Here is a 15,438-nt window from a genome sequence, read left to right on the forward strand (position 1 = left end):
ATGAAGGATATTTCACTTGGGATTCATGGTGGAGTAACGTGGATTTTGGGTATTTTATTTGTCAATATTATTTTTTAAATTGTCATAAGTGTCAATGCATCCTAGTGGGTACTTTATTCAAGGGATGTGGCATGGATGCAAATGAAATCTAGTATTGTATTATGTTTTGGATTGTTGTTAGTTTTTTCAATATTGAACGTAGGAATAGGCTCAGCAGATAACATTATTCGGGACGTCGTTGCCAATCTAGGCGGTGGAATTAATTGATTCTGGAGTAAACAGATGGGTGTTACGTGAATGAGAAACAATCTATTAAGAATTTCTGGTTTTGTTATTGTCTTTGCAATTTTAATACTAAGTTTGGTTAGCACTGTAAGTGCAGACGAGGTGAACATCACGTTTGAAGGACACTTCGGCGGTAGCACAGATGCAGTATTTGTTTCTGGAAACCATGCATATATCACCCAAGGACAAGATTTTGTTATAATAGACATATCCGACTCAGAATCACCTTCCGAACTCAGTAGATTAATCACAAACGATGATATATGTGATATTTATATTTCAGACAGTTATGCATACGTTGCTAGTGGTATCAGTGGTATTGGTATTTTTAATGTCAGTGATTCAGAAACACCCACATTTGCAGGCGGTTATAGTACAGCTGGCTGGACAAATGGCGTTACAGTTTCAGATAGTTACGCATATGTTGCTCATGATATTGGTCTTACAATTGTTGATGTCAGCTCACCAGCACCTACACTTGCAGGTAGTTATGATACGGAAGTATTTGAGTGGGATGTTACAGTTTCAGACGGCTATGCATACGTTGTTTATGACAATGGTCTTGTAATTGTTGATGTCAGTAATCCAGAAGTGCCCATATTTGCAGGCAGTTATGATACGGCAGGATATGCAAGGGATGTTGCAGTTTCAGATGGCTACGCATACGTTGTTTATAGTGGTGGTCTTGTAATTGTTGACGTCAGTAATCCGGAAGCACCCACATTTGCAGGCAGTTATGATTCTATTGGTAGGGTAAATGGCATTACAGTTTCAGGCAGTTACGCATACGTTGCTTCTGGTACCAATGGTCTTGTAATTGTTGATGTCAGTAATCCAGAGGCACCTACATTTGCAGGCAGTTATGATACGGAGGGATATGCATGGGGTGTTGCAGTTTCAGATAATTATGCATACGTTGCCGATGGAAGCAATGGTCTTATAATCCTGCATACAGATATCCAAAATACAGCGGCTGTGACACTAACTGTTGATGACGATGGAACTGCAGATTATTCCTCAATACAGGCTGCAATAAATGCTGCCAATTCAGGAGATACCATTCTGGTGAAGCCAGGCACATATAATGAGAACGTGGATGTCTATAAACAACTGACAATCACGTCAACAGGTGGTGCATCTATTACGACGGTAAATGCTGTGTCTGGAAACGATCAGGTTTTCGATGTGACCGCCGATTGGGTAAATATATCAGGTATCAATGCATGTGGCGCAACTGCTTCTGGAAAAGCGGGAATATATGTTGGGGATGGAATATCACATGCCTCTGTATCTAATTGTGTTGCATCCAACAACTACTACGGCATCTATCTGAATCATTCAAATAGCAACATACTAAAAGAGAATACGCCTTCAAAAAACAGTATGCATGGAATCCGTCTGGCCTATTCGAACAATAACACTCTTTTAAACAACACCGCATCAAGTGACAACGCTTGTGCAACTCTGTTATATGCTTCTTCTGATAACACGATAATGAATAATGATTTTTCAAATAGTTTCCATGGCCTTTTCATGTACGTATCCAGTAACAGTAACCTTGTCAGTGATAATACCGGATCAAGCAATGACCAAGGTGGCATATATTTGGAAGGCAACAACAATACTATTACAGGCAATACGATATCAAACAATGGTGATTTTGAGATACGTTTAATAAATTCCAGTGGTAATCTGCTTTATCACAACAACTTCGATGGTAATAACAACAATGCACATGATGATGGAAACAACCAATGGGACTCCGGCATCGAAGGCAACTACTACTCAGACTACACCGGCACTGACTCAGATAATAATGGTATAGGTGATACTTCATACCCAATTCCGGGAGGGAGCAATGAAGACAGATATCCACTGATGGAACCTTATTCTTCAACACAGACACCATCTATTCAGGACAGGTCTCTCCTTCAAGTACAAGATCATCTTGAGGTCTACTGGTTCCAGAACAACAAACTTTACTGGATAACTGACTGGAATATGATTGACCAGATGGCATCCGTGCAGGGTTGGGAGAGCGTGAACACACTGCCATCAAGTGTGTTCAATCCCACAGATTATGAGGAAGGGCCACGTTTTATTACCACTGGTTCAGAATCGGATGGCTTGCTTATCAGGGAGACAGATGATTACAAAGTTTATTTGATTGAAAATGGGATTAGACGTCATATAACGTATCCAGACGTCATGGATCTGAAAGTCTATTCTATGGATGATGTCATAGAAGTTTCACCTGAGATTGCAGACATGTTCTTGCTTGGAGACCCTATTGGAATTGAAGTCGATTTATCTTTCACTAAAATCAATGAATCAGGGGAATTCATGAATGCTGATAGATTCGAGACCGGTGATACACTAAGAATGTCAACGGAAACAGAAGTTACCGAAGCTTATACGGTTGAAACCTATGTCAGAGTTACCTTCCCCGATGGGACAAGAAAATATGCTTGTTATGAAAGTGTAGATTTCCAAATAGCAGATTCACTTAAGTTTTCAGATGTCAAAACGCAATTATATCCGGGCACATGGCATGCTGAGACAAAAATATGGGATTGGAATGAATATACTTTCTCTGAGATGGATGAAGAGGGGCTTTATACATGGGAGTTCTGGTATGAAATTGAATCCACCGATGAGATTCTGGGCTGGGATTGTCAGGGATATTATTTTACGGATAATCCGATAGGTGGAGAAGATACTACACCGCCTTATATAGTGATACATTCTCCATTTTTAGATTCAACTCCTATTTACAACTCTCCTGTTTTAGTTTCAGTACTAGCTTTTGATAACAGTGGTGTGGAAAGTGTGTTTATTAATGGCCATGATGTGACTAATCCTTTTCTGGGTTATCATTTCTTGCATTATACTGATTTAAATGAAGGGTTAAATGAAATAACCATTACAGCCACTGATAATTCAGACAACCACAATTCAATAACTGAGACAATTTATGTTAATTACTATCCTTTCGATGTAAAGATCACTTCTCCAAATGATCAGAATCGATTTACACCGGATGAATATATTCGTTTTACTGGAGAAATTAGTGGAGGGGAACCTCTCTTTACATGCAACTGGATCATTGACGGTGTTAAACACTCGGGAGCTCCTGATGACGAAGTGTATACTATGTACGAAAGTTTACCTTCTGGAGTACATGATGTTAAATTGGAAGTAGTAGATTCGAATGGCTATTCAATTGAAACAGATGAAATCTCTATTGATGTATCTCCTTTAGAGGTGGATTCAACATTTAGGCCGATTCCGGATGGTTACCAATTTGGAAATTATGGAGAACCACTTTTGTCAGAGGACCTTTTCCGCAATACATTTGGTGTTGACTTAGATGATGATAATACGGGTGCACAAAGCTTTTATGATGAAGACTATAGCACATCTGCAAGCCCAGGTGTATGTTTTGGTATGTCTGCAACTAGCTTATTATTATTCCAAACTGAGTTCCAAGCTTGGGACCTTGCTGGTCCTCGAGCTTCTGGTATGTTTAAAAATCCGGGAGATAGGCGTTCTTTAGATTTGGCCGATTTTTATGTAGACATTATTTGGAATGGTCAATATGATATGGGTGAACCACTGAATTTAGACTACAATCAAAACGACGTATATGATAGTAAGCCAAGAGATTGGGGAATATTCCCATCATTTAGTAATACTGTCAGAGATTGGATATTATATTATCATGGACTTGTAACCAGCGCTCCAGTCCAAGACGATATAAATTATTATAATGGAGTCCGTTTACAATCCAATATACCAATTTATGACGAATTAAAAAATCGCATTTCTAATCAATGGGATGTCGATCCGATGGTCCTTGGAATAAGAGATTTAAATAATGCTAAAGGACATATGGTAGCCCCATACGAAATTACCGAAACAGAAGACCACCGAACTGGTGAGATTCATATTTATGATCCATCACAACCGGGAGATGGAGATAGTAGTATTTTTGTCGATTTGGTTGATGGAACTGCAACTTATAATTATGGAAATGGACATGAAGGAGTAAATCTTTGCTTGGTAAGATTATCTTCAATTTTAGCAACTCCTGAAATACCTGAAGAGTATGAAGCAATGAATGGTTTTGGACACCTGCTTTATACAGACTCAGTAGGAAGGCAATTGGGTTATGTCAATGGTTCGTTTGTAAATGAAATACCTGGTGCACGGCCCTACTATACATTTGGGGATAGTTCTGAAATAAACAATGTGGAATCATACTATATATCAAACCTTTCTTTGAAAAGGGAAGTATATGGAAATGATAGTGGTAATGCATGTTTGCATATCCATAAACCGGGTAGTTTTTTGGTTGTTAACCTGAGCACAACTCCAGATTCAGTCGATGAAATATTGGTATCAGAGGATGGTTCAAGTGTTAAATTCATATCTGGAAATGGAACTTCTTCATTGAATCTAATGATTGAAAAGGAAACAAACGAGTCTGCACAAATAGTGTGTGTAAACGTTTCTGAAATAGAAGCCTCAGGTTCCATAAACGTTTCTAGTGTTGAAAGCACTATTAAAATAAAGAATCAGGGGACTTCCAAGGAATTCAATTTGTATCTTGAACAAATCGGAGCCAGTCCAAATTCAGACGACAGCATTAGAAATATCGCCATTGAAGAAAACTCTACTTTATCCATTACTGTTTCAAACTGGAGCAATATCTCCAATTCAGAGGTCATTTTTGAGCATGACTTTGGAAATGACGGTACAGTAGATTATACGGACACAGTTCAGTTGACCGACATATCAGCTCCTTCAACTATCATTAATCTCCAATCGACCGCAGGTTGTAGCTGGATAAACTGGAGCTGGACGAATCCATATAACACCGATTTCAGCCATGCTATAGTCTACATTGACGGAGAATTCGGAACAAATACTTCGGATGCGTCATATAATCTAACAGATATAGAGCTTGAGTCAGAGCATACGATAAGTATACGCACCATCGATGTAAATGGGAATATGAATTTCAATTGGGTTAATGATACTTCAATAGCTAGAAGAGTAACTGTACTTGAAAATATTAACTTCACTATTAACAAGACACAGATATTCTCTGGTGACACGGTTGAATTTAATGCTTCTTCGATCTATGACCCGGAAGGAATAGTTCTCAATTACTTCTGGCATTTTGGAGACAACACAACAAATTCAACTGCAATTGGTATGTGTGTAAATCATACATATGCAGAAGCGGGACTCTACAATGTAACGTTTTTAGTTATTGATGAAAACTGGGAAGAAAAACAAATAATTACAACACAACTTCTTGTTGAAGAACTGGATACTATTCCTCCTCTATCAATCACCAACCTAACCTCCGCATCCGCTCCTACATGGATAAACTTCACCTGGAACAATCCCGCAGACACCGACTTCAACTACACAGAAATCTACCTCGATGGTATTTTCCAGACCATAATCTCGGAAGAGCACTTCAATGCCACCGGACTGCAACCTGACACAGATTACACCATCAGTACACGCACAGTGGACATTTACGGGAATGTAAATCAGACTTGGGTGAATCTGACAGCTAAAACGAAATCTTTAGATGATGGGACATTAAAAGTTGATTTCACAGCGAACACTACATGTGGAGAAGCACCACTTACTGTCTTATTCAGTGGTAATTCTTCTAATGCTTTAAAATGGTCATGGGATATTGATGGAGATGGCAACGAGGATGGTAATACAAAGAATTTGATTTATACCTATAATAATTCTGGAATCTACAATGTTTCTCTTACGGTAACAAATGCAGGTAAAATAGCTACAGAAACAAAATACGATTACATCGCTGTTAATGATTCATCAGATGTAATACTTTCAATTACAGATTACACTGAAAAAGTACTATTAGACAGCGAACTCACCTATGAGATTGCAATGGAAAATACGAAGAATGTTGAATTAACAAATGTACAGCTTGTTGATGTTCTCCCCTCGGAATTAATTTTTGTATCTTCAAGTGGAGCTACATTTGATGAAAGTACGAATACCGTGATTTTTGACATTGATAATTTAATGCCAGAAGAGTCTATCATTTTCAAAATAACTGTTAAGACTGCGGCATATGGTCAAATAGAAAACTCGGTTACTATGTATTGTGATCAATTAGAACCTATCAGTTCCAAAGACCTGACAACTGTTGTAACCCAGAAAGAGATTCCAGAGTTTCCAACGATTATGATACCAGTTTTATCTGTTATAGGATTTGCATTCTTACTCATGAGAAGGAGAGAATAATCTCTTCTTCTGTGCTTTCTTTTTTGAGTGAAATTTAATCAATTTTATGAAATGCCTCTGAAAACTATCAGTTGTTGATAGAAATCTTGCTTTTTCTTCTTTTTAGCTTTTATCCAGAGGAATCACCATAAAGTTCCATGTAAGCCTTTGCCATCGCTTGTTCGATGGGGCTGCCATGCTTCGCCAGATTTTCCAGAATATCCTTGTGATCCCTGACGAATTCCATGGGTGTATTATTTCTACATATTGAGTTACTTGGTTCAGATTCAGTCATCAATTAATCCTCGCTAATTTGGTAATAACATAAACATCTTGATTGCTTATTGCGATTATTTTAACAAAGGGTCCCCATGGTCTGAATATTGGTGAAATACATAGGTATACAACCCCACTGGGTATATGATACAATACTTTAAAATCAATCAATTCATTACTTAAACTATGGTACGAAGTAGGGGGAATGCAAATCCTGTAGGTGAAACTAAAAAGGAAATCTTGCTATTTTTATTGGATCACGATGGAAAAGCAAAAAAAGCAGATATTCGGGAATATTTAAGAGTTGAACATCAAATCAGAGAGAATAAGGGTGTTTCAAATCATCTGGAGCAGTTAGTTAAAATTGGATTAATTTACAAAGATCCTGACTTCAAAAACGGTACAGACTTATATTTTTTCATAACAGATGATTTCATTAGTTTTGTAAAAATTTACTGTGAAAATTTCCATGATTTTGATCAACTTATTACTTCGAACCATTTCAGAGCAAATGCTCCTCAACTCATAGACACTTTTGGCAACTCAATACCTAAAATAGAAACGCTCGATTATTTGCCAGCAGAGAATGCTTCCACTCCTGATAAAGACGATTTGGATTATCTGCGTGACACCTGCAATCTTAAAACTGCAAAGATAGACGACCAATTTACTCCAGAAGACAAAAAGCAACTTGCAAACATTATTTGCAATAATGTACTTGCATTTAAGTTCGTGCTAAACTTTATCAATAGCGATAAAGGTGCAAGACTAGCTATTCTGGTAAATATTATAGAAGACGTGAACGATCCTATGTTCAATCCTTATCCGGCATGGATTGAGGGCTACATGTCTGGCATTGAAGATGTTGAATTACATCATGATGTTCCCGAAGAGATCCTAGGAAGTATATTTGCCAAAAGAATGGAAGCGACTGAGCAGGATGCACAGCATTACTGGCTTCCTTTCTTTTATATTCTTGAAAGAATGAACAAGAACTATCCATATCTTTTTGATTAATCCTTATAAAACAATGTAATCAATTTTGGATCCAAACTAGACCGAAATATAATGAAGATTCACAGCGCACATTTCGCATGTTTATTTTCATCCTATCTAGTGTAATATTAATTATTGATTGTTCAGTATGTTGTGCTACATTGTATACTAAAACAAGCTGTGATTTGTTTCAAACAGCTACATTCGAATGCTCATCTTAAGACCAATGCGCATTTCATCATTTGCAAGTTGAGAGAACAGAGAAAATAAAAAAGGTTAATCTTCCATTTGATCTGCCATCATCTGGACAACTTTGGCTATAAACTCTGGATCTTGCATCTGCTTGGCGAAAGCATCTGCAGCTCGTGCACTGTCCTCTTTTAAGCTCATGGCTGTTTTAGCATCCAGCACAAGGGAACAATGGCTGCAATATTTTGCATCATGTGGGTTAAGGCTTTTACATCGAGGGCATTCGATTGGCTTTAGTTCAAGCTTCTCCTTTTTTGTTTCATCTTCTATTATTCCATAAGATGCCAAGACCTTCTTTTCAACATCTTCTCCTGATAGGTGGATGTATGTGGCAGGCATTTTTGAGTCTGCTTCCCAACCAGCAATAATCCTTAGTTCAGTTTCTTTGAAACCACGTTTGACAAGGTCAGTGAGCTTTCCATGTCTGAATGCGTGTGGATGCACATTCTTCTTTACACCTGCGTCATTTGCTACTGTCTTTAGCATGTTTTGAACTGTTCGTATGTCAAGCTTTTTTGGTTCTCTTCCGTTATTTCTAAATGTGACAAATAAGGGTGCATTGGGGTCATCTTTGTTAGGGTGCTGATTTATCCATGCTTGAAGATCTGGGACCGCTTCAATTAGTCTTATTCTTCTCATTCCTGTCTTGCCTTCAACAACTATCACAGCTCCGTATTTGTCTATCTCCACATGTCCAAGGTTCAGGTTAAGTATTTCTGTAGCCCTTGCAGCACTATCCCAGAAGGACATGATAATAGCTCTATCACGTTGTGTTTTGCAGGCAGGTACTAGTTTTTTGATATCCGCAGGAACAATTATCTCTTTGGTTGGCAAGTGGTTTTTTGGTGATCGTGACTTGATGTCGTCAAAGAAGTCATTTTCCGGATTTAGCCACTTGAAGAAAAGTCTTAGGTCCACGATGTCATTATGAACTGTTTTTGGTTTGTTGTTCTTTCTTCGGTAGATTATATAGTTCTCAATGTCCTTTTTAGTGATGTCATTGACATTTTTGTTATCGTAATATTTCAAAAAGGTGTAAACTTTCCATAGCTTAGTATTGATTGTTGTTTCCTTGAAGTTATTGAGATCTAGACTCCTGGCATAGTCTTCTATTATCTCCTTGTTTTCTCCCTCAATCTCGGGTGCATATTTCATACTTCCTTATATGTCTTATATATTTAAATATATTACGTGACCCTGTAAGCAGGGCTTAGGACCCTGTCTTGTAGGAGTTCGTGCGTTCGAATCGCACCTCCCGCACCAGTTTCTAAATCATTCAGATATTTATTTTTCTTAGTATTTTTATATCTACTACTAATATTCAACCCAAACACACATCAATACAAATATTATCAATCCCTTTCATTTCATCATCAAAAAGACTAATTACAACTCTATAACTACCATCATCCACAGAATATAGTTGGTTGGAGTAATTAACTCCTTTAGAGATTGTATTGTGGGCTGCTAAATCAAAACTTGTCTTATAATCAAAAACATCAATTGATTCTCCAGTTTCCACATTGATGAGCTGGCATGTTACTGTATATTTGCTTTCTTCTGATGTGGGATTCGCCACTGTGAAATAGACCGACATGCTGTCGGATTCTGCAGGTTTCCTGGTGCTGTTCAGATTGGTGTTGTCAACAATGCAGTATCCGTTATCGTAAGTGCCGTCGAATCTCAAAAGTCCTGTGTCATTATCTTCATATCTGCTGGTGAATGTGAGGCAACTGAATCCTTTATCGCTGCGGTCCGTCATGTAGATGGAACCTTCAGTTGCGTTTTCAGGTGCTTCGCTTATGACTTCAATGGTGTATGCCATGTTTGAGGGTGCGATATTGTTGACAAGTTTTTTATTGAAATCTTCCCAGCTCACCGGTACTGCAATGTATCCGTTATCACTTCCAAATACTCCTTTTGTGATTGCACCACTGGAGTCTGTTAGATAGATGAACTGCTCATCGTATCCTACTGCAAGGATAGCATGGCCTTCCTTTACTCCGTCTGAATTCATGTACTGGAATGCCATGAGGACTGGCTGTCCGTTGTTGATGTTGCTTTTGATTAGATCATTGAATGTCTCGTTATCAAAATCAGTGATTGTGAGTCCCCATATTGTTTTCTTGATGTTCAGTGAGCATATCTGTTCAGCATATTCCTCGAGGGTTGTATCTGTAGAACTGTATTGCTCAGAAAAGGTATCGTAATAACCTGAATCAAAATAATCTGCCATTTCCCATATTTCCAGGTTCTGATCATTGTAATTGAACATCATGGTAAGACAATAGTAAAGGCACCAGTTAGTGTTTCCCTGATTATAATATGGAACGTCCAGTATTGTGTCTGTGGTTAATGAGTAGTCAATACCCTGTGACATACCTGTTTCTTCTGTGGAAGCGACATTGCATGTACACAGTATCAAAATACAAAGCAACGTTGCCACGGCTTTGCTCGCATATGCATAGCTAACGCTATTTGTGTTATATGGATCCCCCGATCCGCTCATACTCCGGTAGACTCCTGGTCTCGTTTTTCAGGGCATATGTTAAGATCCGTCAAAAGGACGTTCTATGAACATCATGCTACAATGCACAAGTTATCTTTGCATACCTGATATGATTTTTTTAATCCTGTGTATTGGTATATATACGTTATTGATACCGAAAATATGCTGATTGTGATTATGATGAGGTATGAAATCAATTTGATTTTATATGTTCTATTTTTAAATTTAGTTTCAAATGTATGTAAAAATCAAAATTTATATGGAAAATATTATCTATGAAGCTGTTTTTGTAAAATAATGTGTCAGGAGATAATGAAATTCGGGTAAGTTTAAGCAGAGACTTAACACTTTTTGATATAACGATGATAGGAATTGCCGGCATGATAGGTGCGGGCATATTTGCTCTTACAGGTATTGCCACTGGAATTGCCGGACCTGCTGTCCTTCTTGCCTTCCTTCTAAATGGTATCGTTGCAACTTTTACAGGACTTGCATATGCAGAGCTCGGTTCTGCAATTCCTGAAGCCGGCGGAAGTTATCTCTGGGTAAAGGAGGGTATAGGAAATCACTTTGGGTTCCTTGCCGGTTGGGTTGACTGGGCAGCCCACACAATAGCATGTTCTCTCTATGCAGTCACATTCGGTGCCTTCTTTTCAGAATTTGTAATTCACTTTTTAAACTATGAAGGAATCTCTCAGGCTACTTTAATGACTGTCTCTGCATTTGGTATTGTCACTCTGATGGCTTATCTTAATTATCTCGGTGCAAAGGAAAGTGGACGAATTGGTGGCCTCGTCACACTGTTTAAAGTTGCAATCCTTGTAGTTTTTGCTGGCTTTGGTATCTACAGAACATTCCTGACACCTGACTGGTCAGTTGCATTCCTTTCAAATCCATCATTTTTACCAAATGGAGTTGGAGGTCTTCTCGTTGCAATGGGGCTTACTTTCATAGCATTTGAAGGGTATGAGATAATTGCCCAGAGTGGTGAGGAGGTTAAAAACCCTGAAAAGAATATACCACGAGCTGTATTGCTTTCATTATGGGTTGCTGTTATTGTCTATATAATGGTGGCTTTTGCTCTTATAGGTGCCATCAAAGTGGACGGCCCAAGCTGGATCTATCTGGGAGAACTTGGTGAATTCAGTATGATACGGGTTGCTGATCAGATAATGGCATTTGGTTCCATCCTTATTATAGCAGGTGGTTTTGTTTCCACTATAAGTGCCATGAATGCTACTGTTTATTCATCTTCCAGAGTTGCGTTTGCACTTGGGAGAATGGGGTATCTTCCGGAAGCTCTTTCCAGGATAAATGAAAAGAGAAGGACACCTCACTATGCTATTCTTTTCAGCTATTTTATTATTGCAACAATGACCTTTGCACCAATTGAAACAGTCGCTTCTGCAGCGAACATAATGTTCCTAATACTTTTCATCCTGGTAAATTCTGTCCTGATTATACTAAGGTTCAGACGCCCTGACCTTAAAAGGGCTTTTAAGATGCCATTTGCTCCTTATCTTCCTGTGATTGCAATAATTGTTCAACTTGTTATTGGTTATTATCTGATAACATCTATCAAAGACACAACTTTCATTGCGGGAATTACCATATTCTGGGTGCTTGCAGGTTCTTTCTTCTATTTCTCTTATTCAGAGAAGGAAATCAAGAGGCGCTCAAAGCAGCTTATTAAGAAAGTATATGAAGAAAAACCGTTTGCTGAAAAAGGGTACAAGATTCTTGTTCCGATAAAGAACATTGATAATGCAGGTGATCTTTCAGATCTTGCTAATATTATTGCAAAAGAAAAAAATGGTCACATTGTTTTCCTTAAAGTTCTGACTTTCCCTGAGCAGACTCCTTTGTCAGCATCAGATGATATTGTTGAGGAAAGAAGGTCCATGATGAGGAAGCTGATTTCTTCTGTTGACGTGCCTGCTGGAGGCATTATTAAGGTTGGAAGAAATGCTTCAGATTCTATTCTTGATACTATCGAAGAGGAAAAACCGGATATGCTTGTCATGGGTTGGAGGGGTAGAACTTTCCGTCGTGATTTTGTTCTTGGAAGTACTCTTGATCCCCTGCTTCTCAAGGCACCCTGTGATGTAGTGGTTGCCAGATTTGATCCGGAGAAGAAACTCCGGCACATCAAGAGCATCTTATTACCTACTGCAGGAGGTCCGCATGCATCTCTTGCCGCAGAACTGGCCAGGGATCTGGCAGTTGCAGAGGATGCAAATGTTACTATGTTCAATGTAGGTACGTCTGATGGGGATGAAACTAAGGCAAAGTTAGCGTTCAGGAACCTTGAACCATTCTTTGAAGATATCCAGTACTCGGAGAAGTTTGTGGTATCTGATAATATTGAAAAAGGACTTTCTGATGAGGCTAAGCAAAGTGATGTGGTATTCATTGGTTCCACCACGCGTCCGTTCCTCAAAAATTTCCTTATGGGTGTGTTCCCTGAAAAGATTATCAGTAATACGAATACTACAGTCATAATGACAAGAAAATGGGTAAAACTTATGGATGTCATCAAAAAATGATGGCATTTCTCTTCTTTTTCTTTTAAATCCTTGATTATTGTCGGTTTTTCCAGCAAATATTTTCTTTAATAGTGCTTACTTTTTCAGTATGTGATTGTGTTTTTTGTCACGTGTCCGCAACGCTTATATAGTAAGCCTGTTATGTAAGGGTGCTCGTGAGGAGCCCGGTGATGCGGCCAACGCATCACGAAAATGAGCTTATCTCAGAGCAAAAGATGAAGTAACAAATTTCATTTCATCAGGCAGGTGTGTTCAAAGGTCCATCCTTTGGCTTCGAACCTGGTGTTCGAAAGCCTTATATACGATGGTGACCTTTGAAGGAGTCCGCGCAAATCGCGCGAAAACACTTACAATCACCGCCTTACAAGTGGAGACAGAAGTTTTTTCTGTCTGACGTTGGATTTGGCAGTTCGGTTAATTCTGACCGGTAGTGTATAACTACAAACAATTAAGGAATTAACCAAACTATGTGCAAATAGGAAATTTTCTCTCAAAGAGAGTTCTTTCCGACTGATTCCTAAATGACTTCCAAAATAACAAATCTTTGTGTGTGATCAACATTAATTCTGGTTGATCCTGCCAGAGGTCACTGCTATCAGTATTCGACTAAGCCATGCGAGTCAAATGTTTTTCGTAAACATGGCGTACTGCTCAGTAACACGTGGATAATCTGCCCTAAGGTCAGGTATAACTCCGGGAAACTGGTGATAATCCCTGATATGTCATAGAAACTGGAATGTTCTGTGATTAAAAGCTCCGGCGCCTTAGGATGAATCTGCGGTCTATCAGGTTGTAGTGGGTGTAGAGTACCTACTAGCCTACGACGGATACGGGTTGTGAGAGCAAGAGCCCGGAGATGGATTCTGAGACATGAATCCAGGCCCTACGGGGCGCAGCAGGCGCGAAAACTTTACAATGCGGGAAACCGCGATAAGGGGATACTGAGTGCCAGCATATTATGTTGGCTGTCCACCTGTATAAACAGCAGGTGTTAGCAAGGGCCGGGCAAGACCGGTGCCAGCCGCCGCGGTAACACCGGCGGCCCGAGTGGTGGCCACTATTATTGGGTCTAAAGGGTCCGTAGCCGGTTTGATCAGTCTTCCGGGAAATCTGACAGCTCAACTGTTAGGCTTCTGGGGGATACTGTCAGACTTGGGACCGGGAGAGGTAAGAGGTACTACAGGGGTAGGAGTGAAATCTTGTAATCCTTGTGGGACCACCAGTGGCGAAGGCGTCTTACCAGAACGGGTCCGACGGTGAGGGACGAAAGCTGGGGGCACGAACCGGATTAGATACCCGGGTAGTCCCAGCCGTAAACGATGCTCGCTAGGTGTCTGGGACGGTGCGACCGTTTCAGGTGCCGCAGGGAAGCCGTGAAGCGAGCCACCTGGGAAGTACGGCCGCAAGGCTGAAACTTAAAGGAATTGGCGGGGGAGCACTACAACGGGTGGAGCCTGCGGTTTAATTGGACTCAACGCCGGAAAACTCACCTGGGGCGACAGCAATATGTAGGTCAGGCTGAAGGTCTTACCTGAATCGCTGAGAGGAGGTGCATGGCCGTCGTCAGTTCGTACTGTGAAGCATCCTGTTAAGTCAGGCAACGAGCGAGACCCGTGCCCACTGTTGCCAGCATATCCTTAGGGATGATGGGTACTCTGTGGGGACCGCCGGTGCTAAACCGGAGGAAGGTGCGGGCTACGGTAGGTCAGTATGCCCCGAATCTCCAGGGCTACACGCGGGCTACAATGGCCGGGACAATGGGTCCCTACCCTGAAAAGGGTTGGTAATCTCATAAACCCGTCCGTAGTTCGAATTGAGGGCTGTAACTCGCCCTCATGAAGCTGGAATCCGTAGTAATCGCGTTTCAATATAGCGCGGTGAATACGTCCCTGCTCCTTGCACACACCGCCCGTCAAACCACCCGAGTGAGGTATGGGTGAGGGCATGGACTAGTGCCGTGTTCGAACCTAAATTTCGCAAGGGGGGTTAAGTCGTAACAAGGTAGCCGTAGGGGAATCTGCGGCTGGATCACCTCCTAAGCATGATAGGCAAAAAGCCTATCACCACTTACCGGTCAGAAATCGAAAAACTGTCAGATTCAAGAAAAAAGGCAAGATTCAATAAGTGAATCTTCTATGGGCTTGTAGATCAGTTGGAAGATCGTCGCCTTTGCAAGGCGAAGGCCCAGGGTTCGAATCCCTGCAAGTCCATTATTAGTGCACTCACAGAGTAACGTCTGTGGGGAAGGATGAAGCGGCTGAAGCAACAACAGCTGCTATGAAATCGTGTATATGC

At 40.1% G+C, this 15,438-nt stretch carries 6 protein-coding genes, 1 tRNA gene and 1 rRNA gene; 5 read left to right on the forward strand and 3 right to left on the reverse strand.

What is annotated here, in order from left to right; genetic code table 11:
• Positions 1-297 precede the first annotated feature (297 nt).
• Entirely contained in the window at positions 298-6,588 is a 6,291-nt protein-coding gene (locus V7O61_RS03345; protein WP_407282713.1) for a NosD domain-containing protein, read from the forward strand.
• A gap of 109 nt (positions 6,589-6,697) precedes the next feature.
• Here V7O61_RS03345 and V7O61_RS03350 read toward each other — a convergent pair whose 3' ends face one another.
• Entirely contained in the window at positions 6,698-6,862 is a 165-nt protein-coding gene (locus V7O61_RS03350) for a hypothetical protein (RefSeq protein WP_407282712.1), read from the reverse strand.
• A gap of 167 nt (positions 6,863-7,029) precedes the next feature.
• Between V7O61_RS03350 and V7O61_RS03355 the strand changes: the two genes are divergently transcribed.
• A complete protein-coding gene (locus V7O61_RS03355; protein ID WP_407282711.1) occupies positions 7,030-7,860 on the forward strand; it encodes a hypothetical protein in 831 nt (276 codons plus the stop codon).
• A 255-nt stretch (positions 7,861-8,115) separates the two neighbouring features.
• Here V7O61_RS03355 and V7O61_RS03360 read toward each other — a convergent pair whose 3' ends face one another.
• Positions 8,116-9,243: a tyrosine-type recombinase/integrase gene (locus V7O61_RS03360; protein WP_407282710.1), complete on the reverse strand. Its 1,128-nt coding sequence runs from the start codon at positions 9,241-9,243 to the stop codon at positions 8,116-8,118.
• Between the two features lie 166 nt (positions 9,244-9,409).
• Positions 9,410-10,597: a C39 family peptidase gene (locus tag V7O61_RS03365; RefSeq protein WP_407282709.1), complete on the reverse strand. Its 1,188-nt coding sequence runs from the start codon at positions 10,595-10,597 to the stop codon at positions 9,410-9,412.
• 299 nt (positions 10,598-10,896) lie between these two features.
• Between V7O61_RS03365 and V7O61_RS03370 the strand changes: the two genes are divergently transcribed.
• The 3 genes from V7O61_RS03370 (at position 10,897) to V7O61_RS03380 (ending at position 15,353) form a co-directional block, all read left to right on the forward strand.
• Positions 10,897-13,143: an amino acid permease gene (locus tag V7O61_RS03370; RefSeq protein WP_407282708.1), complete on the forward strand. Its 2,247-nt coding sequence runs from the start codon at positions 10,897-10,899 to the stop codon at positions 13,141-13,143.
• A 563-nt stretch (positions 13,144-13,706) separates the two neighbouring features.
• Positions 13,707-15,180: ribosomal RNA gene (locus tag V7O61_RS03375) — 16S ribosomal RNA — on the forward strand.
• Between the two features lie 100 nt (positions 15,181-15,280).
• A tRNA-Ala gene (locus tag V7O61_RS03380) sits at positions 15,281-15,353 on the forward strand.
• The last annotated feature ends 85 nt before the right edge of the window (positions 15,354-15,438 follow it).

This window comes from Methanolobus sp. WCC1, assembly GCF_045690315.1.
In the GTDB taxonomy this organism is placed as follows: domain Archaea; phylum Halobacteriota; class Methanosarcinia; order Methanosarcinales; family Methanosarcinaceae; genus Methanolobus; species Methanolobus tindarius.

Bases quoted from the DNA above. Each gene is read 5' to 3' on its own strand.
- V7O61_RS03355 (WP_407282711.1), top strand. From the start codon at position 7,030: ATGGTACGAAGTAGGGGGAATGCAAATCCTGTAGGTGAAACTAAAAAG.
- V7O61_RS03350 (WP_407282712.1), bottom strand. From the start codon at position 6,862: ATGACTGAATCTGAACCAAGTAACTCAATATGTAGAAATAATACACCC.
- V7O61_RS03365 (WP_407282709.1), bottom strand. From the start codon at position 10,597: ATGAGCGGATCGGGGGATCCATATAACACAAATAGCGTTAGCTATGCA.
- V7O61_RS03360 (WP_407282710.1), bottom strand. From the start codon at position 9,243: ATGAAATATGCACCCGAGATTGAGGGAGAAAACAAGGAGATAATAGAA.
- V7O61_RS03345 (WP_407282713.1), top strand. From the start codon at position 298: ATGAGAAACAATCTATTAAGAATTTCTGGTTTTGTTATTGTCTTTGCA.